Origin of the sequence: Mycobacterium pseudokansasii (assembly GCF_900566075.1) — a bacterium.
GTDB lineage: Bacteria > Actinomycetota > Actinomycetes > Mycobacteriales > Mycobacteriaceae > Mycobacterium > Mycobacterium pseudokansasii.
The window spans coordinates 2,759,551-2,780,393 of the sequence record NZ_UPHU01000001.1 but is presented as its reverse complement, the minus strand read 5'-3'; the positions used below and the strand labels follow the sequence as shown (position 1 = coordinate 2,780,393).

Genomic DNA, 20,843 nt, shown 5'->3' with positions numbered 1-20,843 from the left:
CGCCGTTGCGGCCGATCCTACCCGGCGCAGGAGTGCGAGCCCCGCCCAGCCAACAAACTGCAACCCCTCAACCGTGGGTTTAAACCCAATGCAGCGAAAACCGGAATTTATGCACCAACCATCAACTAGGCTCAGCTCACCAACGCGAGAAACCTAAATACCCGGATGAACGGTCGTCACAACGTCGGGCATGGGGCAGCTCACACCGACGGTAATATGGTCGTGCCTTCGGGGAGGCACGACAAATTGATGAGGGGGCATGTGAACACCACGATACCCGGCCTACCAAGTGCCGTCACGACCGCAGTCCGTTGGCCGGCCAGGGGCACCGACCCGTCCAACGTGTCCCGTGACGTGCGGTGGACCGGCACCGGTGGCGCAACCCGAAATCGCTACGGCCACGACCTCGAACCCGGTTCACCGGGGTCCCTACAAATGTCATCACCGTGCCAGGTTCTGTGGACCACCCTTGGCTCTCCGGTGCATCGCAACCTGCTGGGCGACTGGGAGGAAGAATGGTCAGAGTAGGGAAAGTAGAGGCCGGGACAATCCGCGAATGGGCTCCCGAGCCGGGCATGTTGGTGTCGTGGCAACCGTCGCCGCCGTCACTCGCCAAGGCGAAGCAGGCACCGATCAGCACGGTACCGCCCAGCTATATGCAAGCCCACCACCTGCGTAACTTTCGGTCCTACGCCAGCCGCGGCCTGGAGATGTCGCGATTGCTGATTTCCGCCTGGGATATTCCCGGTCGATGCGACATCCGCACCATGACGCACGTCATCAATGCGCACCTGCGCCGCCACGACACCTACCGAAGCTGGTTCGAGCACACCGATGGCGAGCACTTCGTGCGGCGAACCATCAACAAAGCCAACGACATTCAGTTCGTCGCCACCCAGCACGGTGAGCTGACAACGCAAAGCCAATGGCGGGACCACCTGTTGGCCACCCCGAGTCCGCTGGAGTGGGACTGCTTCCGCTTCTCGATCATTCAGCGCGCAGACCATTTCACCTTCTGTGTGGCCATTGACCATCTTCACTGCGACGCCATGTTCGTCGGCGTCGCGTTCGCCGAGATCCACCTGATGTATGTCGCACTGGTCGGGGGCGGAGCGCCGTTGCGGCTGGCCGAGACGGGCAGCTATCACGATTACTGCACGCGGCAGCAGGAGCACCTGGCCGGGCTCACCTTGGACTCCCCGGTTATCCGCGCATGGGCCGAATTCTTCCAGAGCAACGACGGCTCCCTTCCCAAGTTCCCACTGCCACTGGGGGACACATCTGCGCCGTGCGAGATGATGGGCGTACGGCTGTTGGACGAGCGGCAGACACTCGCGTTCGAATCCGCGTGCTTGTCGGCGGGAGCCCGGTTCTGCGGCGGCGTACTCGCTATGTCAGCAGTGGCCGAACACGAATTGACCGGAACCGACGAGTTCCACGCCATCGTCCCCATCGACATTCGCCGCACCCAGACGGATTTCATGACGACGGGTTGGTTCACGGGCTTCGTGCCGATCACCGTCCCCACCACCGGATCGTCGTTCGGTGAAATCGTCAAGGCGGCTCAGGAATGCTTTGATTCAGGCCGGGAATTGGCCGAAGTGCCGTTGGACCGCGTGCTGGAACTGGTTCCGTGGCTGCGGAAAGGCCAATGGGGAGCACCGTTGCTTTTCTACCTCGACGCCGGCATTCCGCCGCTGTCGGCGCTGGCCAACTGCCACGTGGAAGGCTTGCACGCCCGGCTCTGCCACGACGGCGGAATGATGGGGCAAATCGACATCCGGGTTAACAGGTTCGAGAAAGAGACCCAGTTGACGGTGTTGTTCCCGAACAACCCGATCGCCCGCGAGTCGGTCACCCGCTACGCAGAAACGCTGAAGGCCGCCTATGTCCGCGTAGCCGAGGGACGCGAGGTGATGCCGGCCCGGCGCCACAACGGCAGTCAACTGCACCTCGCCTACAGTCGGCGCGCTTACGAACCCGCGACCGCGGTCCCCCCCTTGACCACATGGCGCACCGGCTAGGCCGGCTAGGCCGGAAATCCGGGTTTTTCAAGGAGTTTCGAATTGGCACGTTCTTCGGCCATGACGGACAACAGGATCGCCTTTCTCGACCACGTAGCTTTTCTTCGGTTGCGCGCAACCGGTGTTGACACCGTCGGCCAAGTGACCTGGATCTACGATCGTCCGGTTGACTTGGAGGGGTTGTGCCGGTTCAACCGCAACCTCGGCCGTGGCTGGCTCGGGCGCCGGATAGAGCGTTCCCCGTTACCCTTTGGTCGTCCCCGCTGGGTCGAATACCACGACGCACCGGAAATCGACGTGGCTCGGTCACCCCGATCTCGCGCTGAAATCATGGACTGGCTGGATGAGCGTGCGCAGATTCGAGTCGACCCCGAATGCGGACCTTGCTGGCATCTGGGGGTCCTCCCGCTCCACGACGGTGGGACGGCGGTAACCCTTATCACGTCGCACTCAGTGGTGGACGGCGTCGCGCTGCATCTCGCCATTCACGAGGCCGTCAACGGCATCACCCGAGATTTCGGCTATCCAGCCCCACGATCGCGCAGTCGTGGACGAGCACTGCTTGGCGACGCGTGGGACGCCGTTCGCGGATTGCCCGAGGTTTTTCGGGCACTGATCGCCTGCATCATGCTGGTCATCAAACGCGACCCCAGTGCGAAGACACGAACAGGCACATCACCGGCTACGTCGAGCCGCGGCGACGAACCAATTGTTTTGCCTGCTGTCACATTTTCCTGCGATTTGACTTCGTGGGACAGCCGGGTACTCGAACTCGGTGGGTCCAGTAATTCGCTTTTCGTTGCTTTCGCGACCAGGCTCGCGCAACGCATGGGACGGCTGAGCCCGGCTGATGGCGCTGTCACGATAACAATGCCGGTCAATGAACGCACCGCAGGTGATTTACGAGCGAATGCGCTGACGGCCATTACCTTCCGGGTCGACCCGGAGCGGGTGACAACGGATTTGCAACTCATCCGCAACGAGATGAAACAGAGCCTGGCCGCACTCCACGAAACCCCAAACGAGCTGCTCAAGCCGCTGCCGCTGGTTCCTTACACGCCGCGGTGGCTGGCCAGGAAGATGGCGGCACTGGCCCTGGGTAGTTCGGAGTTTCCGGTTTGCTGTTCGAATGTCAGCAACCTTAGTCCAGACTTGAATTGTATAGACGGTACCGATGCCGACTATTTCTCGGCACGCCTGTTCAATCAAGGTGCGACCAGACAGAACATCGAGCGGCAACGCGGCCAGCTGTACCTTTTCTCCGGGCGTCTGAATGGAAAAGCTTTCATCAGCGTATCCTCTTATCAACTTGGCGCAGAGAATTCGAACCGGCAGCTGCGCGGATTGATAGAACAAACGCTTGCAGATTATCGGCTGACCGCCGAGGTATTCGGATAGGTCGCAGTCACAGGACTGAGGTTGCCCGGGGGCGGGACGCAAAAGGTAGGGGACGCTGATGAAGTTCGCACTGGCGATCAACGGCACCCGCGGCGATGTCGAACCCTGCACGGCTCTCGGTCGGGAGCTGCTACGCCGGGGCCACGAGGTTCGCCTCGCGGTGCCACCCAACCTGATCGGTTTGGCCGAAGCGGCCGGACTGGATGCGGTCAGCTACGGGCCGGACACTCAGGCGCTGCTGGACAACGAAGACAATTTGCACGAATTCTGGAAGCCGCAGACGTCCATCAAGTTGGTGCGCGAGGGTATCGCGGACTTGCGTCAGGCCTGGGCCGATATGGCGGCGACCCTGAGATCGTTGGCAACCGGCGTGGATCTGGTGTTGACCGGCATGATCCACCAGGGCATCGCCGCCAACATCGCGGAGTATTACGACATTCGGCTGGCGACGATGCACTTCATGCCCGCGCGGGTCAATGGCCAGCTCCTGCCGATCTTGCCGGCGCGGTTGAATCGCGCGCTGGTTTCGGCGCTGTGGTGGGTTCAGTGGCGCATCACGAAGAGTCCTGAAGACGCCCAGCGGCGAGAACTGGGCCTGCCAAAGACATCCGCGTCCTCGTCGTCGCGCATTCTGGGCAGCCGGGCACTCGAGATCCAGGCCTATGACGAGCTGTGCTTTCCCGGTCTGGTTACCGAGTGGGCGAAATGGGCTGACAGGCGGCCGTTCGTCGGAGCCCTGACCCTGGAACTGCCGACGGATTATGACGACGAGGTGTTGTCGTGGATTGCTGCCGGCAAGCCGCCGATCTACTTCGGCTTCGGCAGCATGCCAGTGGATTCGCCCGCCGACACCATCGCCATGATCAGCGCCGCCTGTGCGGAATTGGGCGAACGCGCGTTGATCTGCACCGGCCAGAACGACGTCAGCAATCTCGTGTGCGCGGACCACGCCAAACTAGTGTCCGGGGTAAGCCACGCCGCCGTATTTCCGGCCTGCCGCGCGGTTGTACACCACGGTGGCGCGGGAACGACCGCGGCGGGCATGCGAGCCGGCATCCCGACCCTGATCCTCTGGATCTGGATCGAGCAACCGATTTGGTTAGCCCAGATCAAGCGGCTCAAGGTCGGCTCTGGGCGCCGGCTCGCGGCCACCACGAAGGAGACGCTGGTCAGCGACCTCCGGGCAATTCTGGCTCCCGAGTACGTCAACCGGGCGCGTGAGGTTGCAAATCAGATGACCAAACCTGGCGAAAGCGCCACGCGGGCAGCCGATCTTCTGGAAAATGAGGTGAGCCGGAATCAGTCCAGCGCGCAATTTCGTGACTGACCCCGGTGCGCACTGCCCACTCGAACAGGACGACATGACCGCGAAACGCTTCTTGAACGACAGAGCCCCGGGCGGTCGCGACCGCTTCCTATGCGTTGACGCAGTGTCGGTCAGCTGAAAGACGGCGAACGGGAGGAGGGGGCAGATGTGGACCACAGTGCTGATCCTCGCGCTGATCACAGCGACTGAGCCGGTGCGTCTGGGCGTTGCCCTCTTCTTGATCTCGAAGCCGCGGCCAATGGTCAACCTGCTCGCTTTCTGGTTCGGCGGAATGGCGACGGGCGCAGCCGTCGCTCTGGGCGTTTTACTTTTGCTGCGCGATTTCGCGCATGCCCTCGCCGACAATGTGACGTCCCTGGCGGCAAGTTCCACTGTCGGGCACATCCAAGTCGCGCTTGGTGTCGTGGCATTAGTGGTGGCGGCGCTGATCGCTGCCGGAGTTTCGGTCCGTTCGCCCGCGCTGGTGTCCACGGGCGAATCCTCGGCGGTGCTGGTGCAGGAGCAGCCCTCCCGATTCTCGCGGCTGATGGCAAACGCCCAGGGTGCACTCGAGGGGGGGTTTCCCTGGGTGGCGTTTGTGGCCGGCCTGAGTTCGGCGGGACCACCGCCGGTGGAGTACCTGGTGGTACTCACCGCTATCGGCGCTTCGGGTGCGGCGTTCGGCACTCAGCTCAGCGCGACCGTCGCCTACCTTCTCGTGATGCTCGCGATCGTCGAGATCCCGCTTGTCAGCCATCTGGTCAACCCTGACAAAACCGAAGCCACGATGTTGCGGCTGCGCAACTGGCTACGGACCCATCGGCGCCAGATCCTCTCCGTCGCCTTCGCCGCGGCGGGGGTCGCCCTGCTGGCAAGCGGCGTGAACTGAACGCAGCACGCGGGGTTGCCAGCTGAGCCGATGACACAAGAACCCGGCCGCCTCGCGCGGTACTACCGCCAAGCAGCGGCAGAGACGTTGCGGCTCATACCCACCGACGCACAACGGGTCCTCGATCTCGGCTGCGCGGATGGGTCGTTCGGCATCACGGTCAAAGACCCAACCGGCGCCGAAATCTGGGGCATCGTGTCCGATGAGCAAGCCACCCGGCCTGACTGCGCCGTCATCGATCGCATCCTCACCGAAGACCTGGAGCGGGAGATCGCCCAAATACCCGACGGCTACTTCGACGCGGTGATCTGCGTGGACATATTGGAACGGCTGGTGGAACCGGCCGCGACGCTACGAAAGCTGCGCACCAAGCTCAAGCCCGATGGCGTCGTCGTCGCCGCGGTTCCGAATTTCCGCTTTCTTCCCGCGCTGGGCCAGGTGCTGTTCCGAAAGGACTTCCCGCAAGAGGACTTTGGCCCCTTCGACCGCACCTACATACGTTTCTTCACCCGCAGGAGCATTGTGCGGATTTTCAAGAAAGCGGGCTTGCGGATACAGCGGGTCGAGGGAATCAACGCTTGGCCCGGCCCACTTGGCGTGGCGATTGCCGTAGCCAGTTTGGGGTTCTTCGCCGACGGCCGATATCTCCACTATGTCTGCGTCGGGTCGCCGGCCACGCCGAGGCCGCGGCTGCTGAGCGCGTTCAAAGCGGGTGCCCGCCAAGCTTCGTGAAGCGCGTTGCACCGCTTTGAAAGCGGATCGGTCAGTCCTCGAGCGGGTGCGTCGTGTACGCCGTCGCCGCCTCGCCCCACAGCGGCCGTGACAATGTCCCCGGTGGGAATTGCTTGCGCCATGTGCGGCCATGGGTTTTGCGCATCGCCAGCTCCATGGTCAGGTTTGCGCCCAGCAAATATCGCCAACTGCCGAAATGGGTGTTGGCAGTCCTGCGTCCGAAGTGGTTGATGTACGCCATCTCTGTCGTGTACAGGCCGTATCCGGCTTTCCGGGCACGTAGCTCGAGATCGAAGTCGACCCCCCACCCGTAGCGACCAAAGGTGCGCAGATCCATTCCGCCGACCTCTTTCCAGCATTCGCAAGACAGCGTCAGCGCCGTTCCCTCCACGACGTTTACGCACCGATATCGCGGTCGGGGAACATAATCCGCGGCGTCCGGCTTCTCGTCGTCTTCTGCGCACGGGAAGCCGCGGTCGAACATTGGCCCAACGATCCCGGCATCAGCGGGTAGCCGCGGGTCGAGCAGGGCTTCGACGAATCCCTTGGAGATGCGGGTGTCGTTGTTGAGTGTCATCGCATGGGAATAGCCCTCGGAGAACGCGATCCGGAATCCGAGGTCGCTGCCGCCGGCCCAACCGAGGTTCTCACCGGGGGTGATGACACGTTCGTTGCTGACCCTGGGATAGTCGCCCCGGTTGTCGACGATCAGATAGTCGGCGCCTTCGCGGTCCAAGTCGCTCACGAGGTCATGCGTGTACTCATGCTGGCCGAAGACCGGGACCGTGATCAGTACGGACATTTCGGACATGAGGTGACGGTACACTGCCGTCGGCGTCGGGAAGGGCACTCCGGAAACAACGGTGCCGAATGCGCGTGGGCAGCGGCGCCGGCACCGCTCCGCGGACGCCAACTATCGTCGGCAGACGGCGGCTCACGACCCCACCGGGACCGCCATATTTAGCTCCCAGCAAATGCGAAAAAAGCAATACTCACAACAAATGGTGGGCTAGGAGTCCGAGACCGGCTCACCGGCTCGCAGATCCGGTCTGCGCGCCAACAGTTTCTTCCTGTCGAATTCTTTGGGTTCTCCGAGAATTTGCAGCTGGTGAATGCCCTGTTTGACCGAGTCCTTCAGTCCCAGCCCGTGCGAGTGATGAACCGTCAAGGCAGGCTCTTGAATAATGTGGTAGCCGCTTTTCAGCATCGACTTTCCCAGAGCCGTATCCTCACCACCGGCCTGATAGCGATCATCGAAACCGCCCAATTCCTGCCACGCCGACTTGGAGATCATCGCGCCGGTCGCGCTCAGCAGTCCCGGCCCGGTACGCCTCGCCGGTCGCGCCGGGCGTGCCAGCCACTGATTCATTCCCGTCAGCGCACCGAAGCGTTCCACGAACGATGCGCCCTCGTTCGGTAGCACCACGCCATACGCACCGGCCACATCCTTGTTCTTGCTGAAGTGCCGGGCGCCGGCGTGCAGGTTATGACGGCTGCTCAACCGGACGTGGGCCACCGTTACGAACACCACGGCGTGGCTCGCGGCCTGAACACCCAGGTTCAACGACTTCGGATACGTGAAGTCGCGTTGGGCTAGTCGCACCAACTCCGCGCCGTAATGTTTGGCCACCTCGGGGCTCCGGTCGCTTGAGCCGTTGTCGACAACCACAACCTCGATTTCGCTACTGAATTGCTGATTATCGATATCTTCGAACAATTTCTCCAATTTGGCCGCCTCATTGAATACACGTACGACCACGCTCAGCCGCGGATCTCTAGCCGGATCGTCGATCAAGGTTTCCTCGATGCGCCGATTGAGTAGCCTGGTGGTGAGCGAACCACCGAAGGGAATCAAACCAATGAGATCCGGGTGCAGCAAATAGCGGTCCTCGGTCATGGGCAACTGTACCTCTGCGGGTGAAGTCGTGGCTTGCGCAACACTTCAGCAACAGTAGTACGCGGGAGCGCCGCGCGTGGTCCATCGCCGACGGCTGATGACGCGCGCTCGCCCGACACCAAAACGGCCCCGAAGGGTGGCCGAGCCGCAGAACCACTTCCGCAGCCGGGCCGCCCTTCGGAGCCGTCAACCGGATGCCCGCCGAGTCATACGGCAGGTCGAATGCTCGCTATCCATCGGGCTAGGCCTGGGCTAGGCCCGGACTTCGAGCACGCCGATCCGCCATAGCGCGGCGTAGACGTGCCGAATCGGAATGGTCAGCATGCGGGCGGCCCCGTCCACGAGCGGGTCCCCACCGACGCCGAACGGCGGGTTGGCGGCGCGCCGCGCCACCTGCGCCTTCGCGGGCGTGGGCGTCTCGACGGGGGCTCCCTCGCGCACCACGCGCAGCCGGGGAGCGGGGGTTGCGGTTACTACTTCGTCGTACAGAACAGCGGTCATGATCAGCTCCTAGGGGGGAGACAAAGCTATGGACTGATTGGACTGACTGGAGACCTGTAGTCCCGTCCCGAAGCGATTCCGATCCAGCAGGGCTGATCTAGGTTTGACGACTCAACACAGTACGTCGCGCCGGCGATCGGATCGGGACGAAACAGAGCCCGGATATCGGTCCGGACTGTCACCGGAACTCATGGGTCCCTCACCTCCTCGCGGTCGCGGCACGCGCGGCTATCCGCACGTTCTACGTGCACACAGGAGTATCGGAACGCCGACGATCGTCGGATCCGCACCCCTCTCGTCAGAGCTTTGGCACCACACGACGTGTCCGGTAGTCCGGAAGCCACCTGGGCTCAACCCTTAAGCCGGGAGGAGCTGTCCTGACCCGGGGCGTCTTTCGACGTTCGGGGTCAGTGGCCTGTGTTCGTGTAGCCGCCTCACCTAACGAGGTGCTTACCCGACAGATGATGCACCACCGATGCGAGTCGGTCAAACGAACCTGGGGCCCGTGTCCGAATCTTTACGCATTCACCATGGGCGTTGACAGCAATTCAGCAGGTTTACCCACTCTGAACTGGGGTTATGCGCTCAAAGCCGGCGTCTGTGACTTAGGTATGAATCGATCGGGGCGACATGTCCGTCCGGCTCCCGGCGCGGGCGCAGCCCGTCGAGCACCAGGGACACGACGAAGTCCGCCACCTGCGCCGCGGTGACCCCGTCGTCGGTGCTCAGGCGCCGGTGCGCCAATTGGCCCACCAGCGCGGCCAGCGTGTAGGCGACCATCCGGGGCGGCGCGGCCACCACTTCACCTCGTTCCTGAGCAGCGGCGATAAAGGTTTCGATGTCGTCGATGAACCGTTCGTAGATCCCGCCGAGGTGCTTTTCGAACCGGTCGCCGAGCGCATGGGCGTCCCGGAACAAGAGTTTGACGGTGGCCTTGTCGGCTTCGAAGAACTCGAACGTGGCCTGCACGCCGGTCCGAAACAACACCTCTCCCCCGATGCTGTCGGCCGAACCGCCCGCCGCGACCAGCGCGTCTGCGAGATGCGCGCGCAGCGCATCCTCTTCGGCCGCCATCAAGGAGTGGAACAGGTCGTCCTTGGACTCGAAATACCAGTAGATCAAGCCGTACGCCAGACCGGCCTGCCTGGCGATGTCCGCGATTGTAGTGGCGTGAAAACCGTTGCGGGCGAAGACTTCTTTGGCCGCGGCCATGATCTGGTCACGTCGTTGCGACTTGTCCTCGTCACTGACCGCCCGGCGCCGCCGGGTGGTACTCACTTGTCGACCAGCCCCTCGAGCCGACCGATCGTGTCGATGAATTCCTCGACCATCTCGAGCACCACCGCGCGGGTCGGCCGCACCCGGTTGAGCGAGCCGACGACCTGACCGACGAAGTAGGTCGCCAGCTCCCCGGCCCGGGTGCCGGGCTGCCCGGCCGCTTGGTTGATGCGCAGCTGCGCCTCACCGATCAGGGCGGTCTGCAGTGGCATTCCGAGCGGGTCGGGATTTTCCGGCCGGGCCCACTCGTCGGTCCAGGCGGTGCGCAACATCCGCGCCGGTTTGCCGGTCATCGACCTGGATCGCACGGTATCCGTGGAGCCGGCGGCCAGGAACTTCTCCTTGACCACCGGTGGTGTCTCGGCTTCCTCGGTGGTCAGCCACACCGATCCGCACCACACGCCCTCGGCGCCCAGGGCCAGGGCCGCAGCTATCTGGCGGCCGCGGGCGATCCCGCCGGCGGCCAATACCGGAAGCGGATCGACGGCATCGACTATCTCGGGGACCAGCACCATGGTCGCTACCTCGCCGGTGTGACCGCCGGCCTCGGTGCCCTGAGCGACGATCAGGTCGACGCCCGCCGCGGCGTGCCGGCGCGCGTGTTGCGTGGTGCCGGCCAGCGCCGCCACCACGACGTTATGGCCGTGAGCCCGCTCCACGAGGTCTACGGGCGGCGGTCCCAGCGCGCTGGCGATCAGCCGGATGTCGTGGGCGAAAGCCACCTCGAGCAGCGGCTCATAACCCTTGGGCGAGATGTTGAGCCCTCCCCCGGGTGTCCGGGCTTGCTGCCCCGCAGGCTGGGCGATGCCGTAGCGGACCAGCAGGTCGTCGACGAAAGCGCGATGCTCGGCCGGCAGCAGCTCGGCGACCTGCTGCCGGTCGATCCCGCCCCGCTCGGCGCCGACATACTTGGGCGGCAGCAGCAGGTCGACTCCATATGGCTTGCCGCCGGTCTGCTGCTCGATCCAGGTCAGCTCGCTGTGCAGCCGCTTGGGGCTGTGTGCAACGGCGCCGAGGACCCCGAAACCGCCGGCGTTGGTCACCGCGGCAACGACATCGCGGCAATGGCTGAAGGCGCAGATGGGAAACTCGACACCGAGCATTTCGGCGACTCTGGTCCGCATTTTTGTGACGCTATGAGCTATTGATTGATATGTCAATCGAATGCGGTAGCCTAGCCGCCATGGCCGAGCCGTTGACCGCTGAACAGCAACACCAGCGCCGCCAGGCGGTGCGCGACCTGATGCCGAACACACCGTTCATGGGCGGGCTGGGCATCGTGTTCGAACGCTACGAGCCCGACGACGTCACGATCCGCCTGCCGTTCCGCGACGACCTCACCAACGACGGCATCTACTTTCACGGCGGGGTGATCGCGTCGGTGATCGACACCGCCGGCGCGGCGGCCGCTTGGTCCAACCACGACTTCGACAAGGGCATGCGCGCGGCCACGGTCGCGTTGAGCATCCAGTACACCGGCGCCGCCAAGCGCAGCGACCTGCTGTGCCATGCCCGCACCACCCGGCGCCGCAAGGAACTCACCTTCACCGAGATCACCGCCACCGATGCCGACGGCTGCGTCGTCGCCCACGCGATCCAGACCTACCGGATCGTCTGATCCTCGACCATCTCGATTACGGTGCGCCTACGGCGAGACGCCGTCGGGCGGCCAGCTCGACACCCCGTCCTCCAACGGGACTTCGAGGCTGTGCAGGATCGAAGCGACCATCCGCCACGCCCCGATGGCCGTGACGAGTTCAATGAGAACAGTTGTGTCGCCGTGCAATTCGCGTTCGCAGGCGGCCCAGCTGTCGGCACTTATCGCGCCGTCGCGCACGACGTCGTCGGTGGCCGCCAGCACGGCCCGCTCGGCCGGCCCGAACCCGTCGTGGCTCTGCCAATCCCGTACGCCCAGCAGATCCTCGGCCGACACGCCCAATCCCGAGGCGACGCGCCAATGCCGGGTCCACTCGTAGTCGCATGCGGTCAGCCAGCCGATCCGCATGATTGCCAACTCCCGCAGCCTCGAGTCCAGGGCGCCGTGCCAGAGCATGGTGGCCAGCAGGTCGTTGAAGGTGCGCGCCAGTCGCGGGTGGTTCAGCAACACCTGAAAGATGCTGAGCTCGGCCATGTAGTCGGGCACGCCGGCTTCATCGGCGGCCGCCTTGGCCTCGTCGACCGGCAACTGGGGTACCCGGGCTGGCTTCAAGGGTGGGGTCATGGTGTGAGCACTCCGTGTCCTTCAGGGATGCCATCGCGTTTGCCGGCCATGGTAGCCAGCAGTTCCTCAACCTCGCCGCGGCGCGCGCAATAGCGTGGCGGCCACCGGTGCCGGCAACGACCGCGACGGGCCGTGACCGGCTCGCCGAGCTGCCCCCGGGCCCCACACCACGTCGGCATCTGCCGAGTTGGCGCTGAACCTGTTATCCCCCAAGGCATTTCAGCGCTGTGCGGGTTGATCGGAAGAGCCACTTGCTCGCCGTGGTGACGAAGCACCGGCGGCAAGGGGTTGCGCGGCTTCGATGCCCGTGATACCCGTGCCCGCGCAACCGCGCTGTCCGACATACCAGCACACTATGGACGGCTGACAGGCCGGTCAATAGCGGGCAATCACATGCCCCGAGCGGGCCGTGCCGGGCGAACTCGTTGTGGCACAACGCCGAAATTCGCAGCCGCGCACCCGGGGGTCAACAGCCCGCGCGGCGACGCAATCGGGACCCCCGAAAAGCTACCGGGGCTGCGGCGTTCGCCGTCGATCGACGCCGGTGAATTCGCAAAAACGTCCAACCGGACGCGGTGTGGCAGGTCTTCGAAGGCCCGGCAACCGGATACGCTGCGGTCACCTGAAGAGATGGCGATCGGGGGTCTCACTGGGGAGGTGGCTGACCGTGGACGACACGTGTGCGAACCCGGTTGCGGTGATTGGCATGGCGTGCCGGCTACCGAACGGCGTCGATTCGCCTGAAGCGTTGTGGACGGCGCTGCTGCGCGGCGACGACTTGATTTCCGAAGTTCCCGCTGACCGTTGGGACGTCGACGAATACTACGACCCGGAACCGGGGGTACCCGGCCGGTCCGTCTCGCGCTGGGGCGGTTTCCTCGACGACGTCGCCGGCTTCGATTCCGAGTTCTTCGGAATCGGCGAGCGCGAAGCGACCGCGATGGATCCCCAGCAGCGCCTGCTGCTGGAGACCTCGTGGGAGGCGGTGGAACACGCCGGTTTGCCGCCGACATCGCTGGCGGGCACGCTGACCGGCGTGTTCGTCGGAATCGCCCACAGCGACTACGCACACGTCACCGCGGAATCAGGTGCCCTGGAAGACGCTTACGGGTTCACCGGAATTCCGTTCAGCATGGCCTCCGGACGAGTTGCCTACGCCCTGGGGCTGCGCGGGCCCGCGGTCAGCGTCGACACCGCATGTTCGTCGAGTTTGTTTGCGGTGCATATGGCGTGCCGCAGTCTGAACGACGGCGAGAGCGACCTGGCCCTGGCGGGTGGTTGCATGGTGATGTTGGAGCCGAGAATCGGCGCTTCCGCGTCGGCGCTGGGCATGCTGTCGCCGACCGGCCGCTGCCGCGCATTCGATGTGTCGGCAGACGGCTTCGTCCGTTCCGAGGGCTGCGCCGTAGTGCTGCTCAAGCGGCTTCGCGACGCCCTGCGCGACGGCGACCGAATCCTTGCGGTGCTGCGCGGCACAGCAACCAACCAGGACGGCCGCACCGAAAACATTTCGATTCCGTCCGCGCAGGCGCAGGCGCAGGCATATCGAGCGGCTTTGCGGGCGGCCGGCGTGGACCCCGCCACCGTCGGGATGGTCGAGGCGCACGGCACCGGCACCCCCGTCGGCGACCCGGTCGAATTCACCAGCCTGGCAAGAGTTTACGGCATCGAACGCTCCTGTGCAGTCGGGTCGGCCAAGAGCAATCTGGGCCACACCGAGGCCGCCTCCGGCGCGGTGGGGCTCGTCAAAGCGATCTTGTCGCTGCAGCACGGCGCGGTGCCGCCGATGCTGCACTTCACCCGGTTGCCTGCCGAGGCAGCCGGGTTGAACACCAAACTGTTTGTACCGCAAGAAATTACACCCTGGCCCGAACAAGATGACGCGCTGCCGAGGCGGGCAGCGGTGTCGTCGTATGGGATGTCGGGCACCAACGTGCACGCCGTCGTGGAACAGGCTCCGGCCACCGCGACGTGCCACGACGCGGCGGACACGGCGGCGCCGTTGATGTTTGCGCTGTCGGCCACGTCGGCCGAGGCGTTGCGCGGCAGTTCGCGCCGGCTGGCCGAGTGGCTGGCCGGACGCCAGGACCAGGACGCGGTGATGTTGTCGAATCTGGCCTACACGTTGGCCCGTCGGCGCGGCCACCGACCGGTCCGTACCGGGGTGTTCGCCCACACCCGGGCCGAGCTGATCGAGCGCCTGCACCAGGTGGCCGAGGACCAACGCCCCTATCCCGCCGCCGTCGGCCACGATGACCGCGGCCCGGTTTGGGTGTTCTCGGGTCAGGGTTCGCAATGGACCGCGATGGGCGCCGAGCTGTTGACCGGCGAACCGGTGTTCGCCTCGACCGTCGCCGCGGTCGAGGCGGTGATCGCCCAGGAGTCCGGCTTTTCGGTCACCGACGCGATGTCCGCCCCGCACACCGTCACCGGCATCGACCGGGTCCAACCGACGCTGTTCGCCGTTCAGGTCGCGCTTGCGGCCACGATGTCGTCCTACGGAGTCCGTCCGGGCGCGGTGATCGGCCATTCGCTCGGTGAAGTGGCGGCCGCCGTGGTCGCCGGGGCGCTGTCGCTGCACGACGGGGCGCGGGTGATCTGCCGAAGGTCGCGACTGTGTCTGCGTGTGACCGGTACTGGCGCGATGGCCGCGGTGGAATTGCCTGTCCAACAAGTACGCGAAGAACTCGCCCGACGCGGCGCCGCGGCCCGTGACGTCGTCGTCGCCGTGGTGGCCTCACCGCAGTCCACGGTGATCGGCGGGGCGGCCCCGACGGTTCGCGACCTCGTCGCGCAGTGGCAGGAGCGCGAGGTGCTGGCCCGCGAGGTAGCCGTCGACGTAGCATCACACACCCCGCAAGTCGACCCGATCCTGCACCAGCTCTCCCTGGATCTCGGCGACCTCACCCCGATGAAACCGACCATTCCTTACTACTCGGCAACGTCGTTCGATCCGCGCGAACAACCGTCCTGCGATGCGCGTTACTGGGTCGACAACCTGCGTCATATGGTGCGTTTCGCCGCCGCGGTACGAGCGGCACTGGAGGACGGATACCGGGTGTTCGCGGAGCTGTCACCGCACCCGCTGCTGACGCGGGCCGTCGAGCAGACCGCTTGCGGCCTCGACATTCCGGTCGCCGCGGTAGCCGCCATGCGACGTGAGCAACCGATGCCATGGGGACTGCGCCCGGTGGTGATCGATCTCTACAGTGCCGGTGCCGCCGTGGACTTCGCGGTGCTTCATCCCGGTGGGCAGTTGGTCGACGCGCCGCTACCGGTGTGGACACATCGTCGGATGCTGCTGCGCCCCGACCGGACGGGCAGCCATTCGTCCGTCAATACCGTTGCGGCGCATCCCTTGTTGGGCGCACACGTGCGGTTGATGGAGGAGCCGCCGCGGCATGTCTGGCACGGCGAGGTCGGCACGGCGGCGCTGCCGTGGTTGCGCGACCACCAAATCCACGATGTGGCCGCGCTCCCGGGCGCCGCCTATTGCGAGATGGCATTGGCAGCGGCCCACACGATCTTCGGCGAACAGGCGCAAGTGTGCGATATCCACTTCGAGGAGATGTTGCTGCTGGACGACGAGACCCCGATCGGCGCGGTCGCGTCGGTGGCGGAACCCGGTGTCGCAGGCTTCGTCGTCCAGACCGAGCAGCAGAACCAAAAGGTGCGACGAGCCAGCGCAATACTGCAGGCCGTATCCGCGCAAGACCGGCCGCCCGCCCATGACGTGGCCGATCTACTGCGAGCTTATCGGTGCCGCCACGACGGCGAGGAGGTGCGAAAGCGGTTCGAGGAGCGCGGTATTCGGTTGCGTTCGGCTTTCGCCGGCCTGGCCGCCGCCCACGTCGCTCCGCAGACGGTCAGTGCCGTGCTCGCCGAAGTCGGCCTACCGAGTTCGATCCGCAGGCAGCAGGCCGACTACGGGGTTCACCCCGCGTTGCTCGATGCGTGTTTCCAGTCCGTTGCGGCGCACCCCGCCGTCCGGCAGGTGGGCAACGGCGGCCTGCTGTTGCCGCTCGGTATGCGCCGGCTGCGCGTCTACGCGTCCACCCGCAACGCCCGCTACTGCCACACGGTAGTGACTGCCTACGGCGCCAATGTCGAGGCCGACATCGACGTCATGGACGAAGACGGGACGGTGCTGCTGGTGGTGCGCGGCCTGCAGATGGGCACCGGACTCTCGGAGAGCGCCGACCGTGATCGCCTGCTGGCCGAGCGATTGCTGACCATCGAATGGCGAGAGCGCGAACCGGTCGGCTGCGATGGTGTGAGCGCTGTCGACACCGGAAAATGGCTGCTGGTCAGCCTTTCCGATACCGCCGATATGTTGGCGACCGAACTCACCGATGCGTTGAAGCGCTACGCTGCTGAATGCGCGACACTGTGCTGGCCCCGACAGGCAGACCCGGCCGCCAACCTGGAACGGCTGATCAAGCAGCTCGACTGCGGCGGAGTCACCGGCGTGGTCGTTCTGGCGCCCGAACGTATGGACGGTGACGATGCGCGAAGTCCGTGCCGCGGCAGCGACAATGTCAAGCAGCTGGTGCGCATCGCACGCCGGCTACCTGAAGTCTCCGGCTCCGTCCCCCGGCTGCATGTGGTGACCAGGAACGCGCAGCGGGTCCGATCCGATGACTGCCCCAATCTGGAACAGGCCGGGTTACGTGGTCTGCTGCGGGTGGTCGGCGCCGAACACCCGTACCTGCGCACCACGCATATCGATGTCGACGACCACACCGACGCCGACCAGGTGGCACGCCAACTGCTGGCGGGCTCCGACGAAGACGAGACCGCCTGGCGACAGGGGCAGTGGCTGACCGCCCGGTTGTGCCCGGCGCCGCTGATGTCCGAGGAGCGGGAAACCACCGTCGCCTACCACGACCGACACGGGGTACGCCTACAGATCCGGACGCCCGGAGACCTGCGGACGATGGAAGTCGTGGCGGCCGAGCGGATACCGCCGGGTCCCGGGCAGATCGAGGTCGCCGTGACCGCGTCCAGCGTCAACTTCGCCGATGTCTTGATCGCCTTCGGCAGATACCCCGCCTTCGACGATCTGTCGCCGCAGTTCGGCGCGGATTTCGCCGGGGTGGTTACCGCCGTGGGTTCCGATGTCACCGATCACCAGATCGGCGACCGCGTGGGCGGCATGTCATCGGTGGGATGTTGGGGCTCGTTCATCACCTGCGATGCCCGACCGGCCACAACGCTGCCGCCGGGGCTCACAGACGGGCAGGCGGCCGCGGTGACCACCGCGCACGCCACCGCCTGGTACAGCCTCGTCGACCTGGCCGGCATCGAAGCCGGCGACAAGGTGCTCATCCACTCCGCCACCGGCGGAGTGGGACAGGCCGCGATTGCGATCGCGCGCTTGGCCGGTGCCGAGATCTTCGCCACCGCCGGTAGCCCCGAGCGTCGGGAGCTATTGCGCGACATCGGAATCGAGCATGTCTACGACTCGCGCGCCAGCGGCTTCGCCGACCAGATTCGCCGGGACACCGACGGTTACGGCGTCGACGTCGTGCTCAACTCATTGACCGGTGCCGCCCAGCGCGCCGGCCTTGCGCTGTTGTCTTTCGGCGGGCGATTCGTCGAGATCGGCAAGCGCGACATCTACGAAGACGCCCGGCTGCCGCTGTTCACGCTGCGGCGCAACCTCACCTTCCACGCCGTCGACCTGGCGTTGATGACGCTCACCCACCCCGCCCGGATCCGGGATCTGTTGACCACTGTCTACCGGCTGGTCGCCGACGGCGCGTTGCCGATGCCGGAGCGCACGCATTATCCGGTTACCCAGGCAGCCAACGCGATCCGGACAATGAGCGCCGCCGGGCATACCGGCAAACTTGTCCTCGACATCCCGCACGCCGGACGCAGCACCGTAGTGCTCCCGCCCGAACAGATCCCGGTCTTCCGTCCCGACGGCTCCTACATCATCACCGGTGGCCTCGGTGGCCTCGGGTTGTTCCTGGCGGAGAAGATGGCCGCCGCCGGCGCCGGCCGCATCGTGCTCAGCTCGCGCGCCCAGCCGGATCAAAAGGCCCGGGAGACAATCGATCTGGTCAAGGCCACCGGGTCGGACGTGGTGGTCGAGTGCGGCGACATCGCCCAGGCCGCAACCGCGGGCCGGTTGGTGGCAATCGCAACAGCGACCGGGCTGCCGGTGCGCGGCGTGCTGCACGCGGCCGCAGTCGTCGAAGACGCCATCCTGGCCAACGTCACCGACGAGCTGATCGAGCGGGACTGGCGGCCGAAGGTCGACGGCGCCTGGCACCTGCACCAGGCGACCGTTACCCAACCGCTGGATTGGTTCGCCGTGTTCTCGTCGGCGGCTGCCCTACTGGGCTCTCCCGGTCAGGGCGCCTATGCGGCGGCCAACAGCTGGCTTGACGCCTTCGTGCAGTGGCGGCGAGCTCGCGGCCTTCCGGCGACCGCGATCGCTTGGGGCCCGTGGGCCGAGGTCGGCCGGGGTGCACACCTCGCCGAAAACGGCGACACCACGATGATCGCTCCCGATGAGGGCGCTTACGCGTTCGAGGCGTTGCTGCGACACACCCGCGCCTACAGCGGTTATGTCCCGGTCGTCGGATCACCCTGGCTGACGGCCCTGGCCGCACGCAGCAGGTTTGCCGAGGGTTTCCACTCCCCCGCCCGGAATCGGCCCAGTGACAGCACATTCCGTGCCGAGCTGATGGAACTGGCGCACGAAGAGTGGCCGGGACGGCTTCGACGACTGATCTCCGAACAAATCGCTGTGATTTTGCGTCGCAGTGTCGATCCGGATCGCCCGCTTTCCGAATACGGGCTGGATTCGCTGGGCAATCTGGAGCTGCGGACCCGTATAGAAACCGAGGTCGGGATACGCTGCAGCCCCACCGATGTCACCACGGTTCGCGATTTCGCGGATTACCTGTGTGAAAAGCTGGCCGTCAAAGAAACGATCCGGTGACGATGCGCGGCATATTCGATGACGTGAAATATCCTGGGACCGGGCGTTGAGCCAAAGGAGTTCAATTGGTTGTCGTGGGCAATCTCGGTCTGGATAACGTCAGGAATTGGCTGCCGGAGCCGGGTATTGTCTGGCTGTGGCAGCCGTCGCCGGCGACTGTGGCGAACGCCCGGGACGCACCGATCAGCGCCGTGCCGCCGAGCTACATACAGGCCCGGCACCTGCGCAGGTTCGCTGAGCAAACGGCCAAGGGCCTCGACATGTCACGGCTTTTGGTCATTGCCTTCGATATCCTCGGTCACTGCGATATCCGCACGATGACCTACGTCATCAACTCGCACCTTCGTCGCCATGACACCTACCGCAGCAGGTTTGCCATCACCGGTGCGTGCCAGATAGTCCGCCAGGCCATAGCCGATCCCGGTGTTATCGAAATGCAACCGGTTGAGCACGGCGAGATGACGCCGAGCCAATGGCAGAAATACATCTTGAGCACCCCGAGTCCCCTGGATTGGGATTGCTTCAGATTCGGCGTGATCCAATATGACGACCACTTCACCGTCTGTATCAGCATTGACCACATACATTTCGATGCCACATTTCTCGGCACCATCTTCTTGGAGATCCGCGAGATGTACAACACGCTGATGGACGGCGGCGAGCCTATTCCGTTGCCGAAGGCCGGTAGCTACGCCGAGTACTGCCTGCGCGAGCACGCATACACCTCCGCGTTGACATTGGATTCGCCGGAGGTACGTCAATGGATCGAATTCCTGGAAAACAACGACGGATCCTTCCCCGCCTTTCCACTGCCGCTGGGCGACACGTCGCGGCTCACCACGGGCGAGGTGCTTTCCCTGCAGCTGCTGGATGCCCACCAGACCGCCGAATTCGAGGCCGCGTGCACCCGGGCCGGCGCCAGGTTCAGCGGCGGAGTCTTCGCTTGCGCCGCCCTCACCGAATACGAACTCGCCGGTTCGGAGACCTATTACGCGGTCACACCCACCGGCACCCGAAGCACGCCCGCGGAATTTGTCACCAGCGGATGGTTCATCGGCCACCTTCCGCTCGCCGTGCCGGTCGGCGCCTCGTTCGGTGAGACCGCGCGCGGCGCACAAGCCGCTTTCGACTCGCGCGCCCATCTGGCCAGAGTGCCGTTCGAACGCGTGTTGGAGCTGGCACCCCGGCTCGCGACGCCGCTGTCGCGAGGATGCTTTCCCATGCTGTCGTTCCTCGACGCCGGTGTGCCGCCGCTGTCGGCCGTGTTCGCGCCACATATCCGAACGGCAAATACCAGAGTCTTCAGTGACGGTCGCATCGCGGCCCGGGTGTGCATGTGGGTCAACCGGTTCCACGAAGAGACCACGGTGACGGCATCCTTCCCGGACAGCCCGATCGCCCACGAGTCGGTGCTGCGCTACCTGGACGCCATGAAATCGGTGTATGTGCGCGTCGCCGAGGGCCGCAGCGACATCCCGCAACGTCGTGCAACCGCACTCAGCTTCAGCGGCAACGGAAATGACGGCCTGTTTCCCGGTTGATGGGCGTCGATGTGAGCGGTGCTTGGACTGCGGCCTGGCCGCACGGCCGGTATGCCGAGGCAAGGCGCTGTTGACTGACAAGTCAATACCCGGGGGGCGCT

Annotated in this window: 14 protein-coding genes and 1 riboswitch; of the genes, 8 read left to right on the top strand and 6 right to left on the bottom strand. The window is 65.0% G+C overall.

Features of this window, described 5'->3' with window-relative positions:
* The first annotated feature begins 515 nt into the window (after positions 1 to 515).
* The 5 genes from EET10_RS12735 to EET10_RS12715 all read left to right on the top strand — a co-directional run bounded on the left by EET10_RS12735 (position 516) and on the right by EET10_RS12715 (position 6,349).
* Positions 516 to 2,024 (top strand): condensation domain-containing protein, encoded by a 1,509-nt coding sequence (locus EET10_RS12735; protein ID WP_036395376.1) that lies wholly within the window; start codon positions 516 to 518, stop codon positions 2,022 to 2,024.
* A gap of 42 nt (positions 2,025 to 2,066) precedes the next feature.
* The gene (locus EET10_RS12730; protein WP_244601932.1) at positions 2,067 to 3,422 is read left to right on the top strand and encodes a hypothetical protein; all 1,356 of its coding nucleotides are present in this window, start codon (positions 2,067 to 2,069) and stop codon (positions 3,420 to 3,422) included.
* A 58-nt stretch (positions 3,423 to 3,480) separates the two neighbouring features.
* A complete protein-coding gene (locus EET10_RS12725) occupies positions 3,481 to 4,749 on the top strand; it encodes a glycosyltransferase (RefSeq protein ID WP_036395378.1) in 1,269 nt (422 codons plus the stop codon).
* Positions 4,750 to 4,906: 157 nt separating this feature from the next.
* Positions 4,907 to 5,617, top strand: a complete 711-nt coding sequence (locus EET10_RS12720; RefSeq protein ID WP_244601931.1) for a GAP family protein — start codon at positions 4,907 to 4,909, stop codon at positions 5,615 to 5,617.
* Positions 5,618 to 5,647: 30 nt separating this feature from the next.
* Entirely contained in the window at positions 5,648 to 6,349 is a 702-nt protein-coding gene (locus tag EET10_RS12715) for a class I SAM-dependent methyltransferase (RefSeq protein ID WP_051490354.1), read from the top strand.
* 31 nt (positions 6,350 to 6,380) lie between these two features.
* Here the strand turns inward: EET10_RS12715 and EET10_RS12710 are convergent, their stop codons facing one another.
* The 5 genes from EET10_RS12710 to EET10_RS12690 form a co-directional block, all read right to left on the bottom strand.
* Positions 6,381 to 7,151, bottom strand: coding sequence for a glycosyltransferase family protein (locus EET10_RS12710; RefSeq protein ID WP_036395414.1), 771 nt, complete (start codon positions 7,149 to 7,151; stop codon positions 6,381 to 6,383).
* Positions 7,152 to 7,358: 207 nt separating this feature from the next.
* Positions 7,359 to 8,246 (bottom strand): glycosyltransferase family 2 protein, encoded by an 888-nt coding sequence (locus EET10_RS12705; protein ID WP_036395380.1) that lies wholly within the window; start codon positions 8,244 to 8,246, stop codon positions 7,359 to 7,361.
* 252 nt (positions 8,247 to 8,498) lie between these two features.
* Positions 8,499 to 8,747 (bottom strand): Rv1535 family protein, encoded by a 249-nt coding sequence (locus EET10_RS12700; RefSeq protein ID WP_036395381.1) that lies wholly within the window; start codon positions 8,745 to 8,747, stop codon positions 8,499 to 8,501.
* A 283-nt stretch (positions 8,748 to 9,030) separates the two neighbouring features.
* Positions 9,031 to 9,200: riboswitch (M-box (ykoK) riboswitch) on the bottom strand.
* A gap of 132 nt (positions 9,201 to 9,332) precedes the next feature.
* Positions 9,333 to 10,025, bottom strand: coding sequence for a TetR/AcrR family transcriptional regulator (locus EET10_RS12695; protein WP_051490355.1), 693 nt, complete (start codon positions 10,023 to 10,025; stop codon positions 9,333 to 9,335).
* Positions 10,022 to 11,149 (bottom strand): NAD(P)H-dependent flavin oxidoreductase, encoded by a 1,128-nt coding sequence (locus EET10_RS12690; protein ID WP_036395383.1) that lies wholly within the window; start codon positions 11,147 to 11,149, stop codon positions 10,022 to 10,024. The genes EET10_RS12695 and EET10_RS12690 overlap by 4 nt, the downstream gene beginning before the upstream one ends.
* 59 nt (positions 11,150 to 11,208) lie before the next feature.
* On the opposite strand from EET10_RS12690, the gene EET10_RS12685 reads away from it, so the two are divergent.
* Entirely contained in the window at positions 11,209 to 11,643 is a 435-nt protein-coding gene (locus tag EET10_RS12685; protein ID WP_036395385.1) for a PaaI family thioesterase, read from the top strand.
* 27 nt (positions 11,644 to 11,670) lie between these two features.
* On the opposite strand, the gene EET10_RS12680 is transcribed toward EET10_RS12685, so the two are convergent.
* A complete protein-coding gene (locus EET10_RS12680; RefSeq protein WP_099188319.1) occupies positions 11,671 to 12,234 on the bottom strand; it encodes a carboxymuconolactone decarboxylase family protein in 564 nt (187 codons plus the stop codon).
* 679 nt (positions 12,235 to 12,913) lie between these two features.
* Here EET10_RS12680 and pks2 point away from each other — a divergent pair.
* Positions 12,914 to 19,201: a sulfolipid-1 biosynthesis phthioceranic/hydroxyphthioceranic acid synthase gene (pks2, locus tag EET10_RS12675; protein ID WP_174719688.1), complete on the top strand. Its 6,288-nt coding sequence runs from the start codon at positions 12,914 to 12,916 to the stop codon at positions 19,199 to 19,201.
* 74 nt (positions 19,202 to 19,275) lie between these two features.
* Positions 19,276 to 20,742 carry a condensation domain-containing protein gene (locus EET10_RS12670; protein ID WP_244601935.1) on the top strand — a complete coding sequence of 489 codons (1,467 nt, stop codon included), beginning with the start codon at positions 19,276 to 19,278 and terminating at the stop codon, positions 20,740 to 20,742.
* Positions 20,743 to 20,843: the final 101 nt, after the last annotated feature.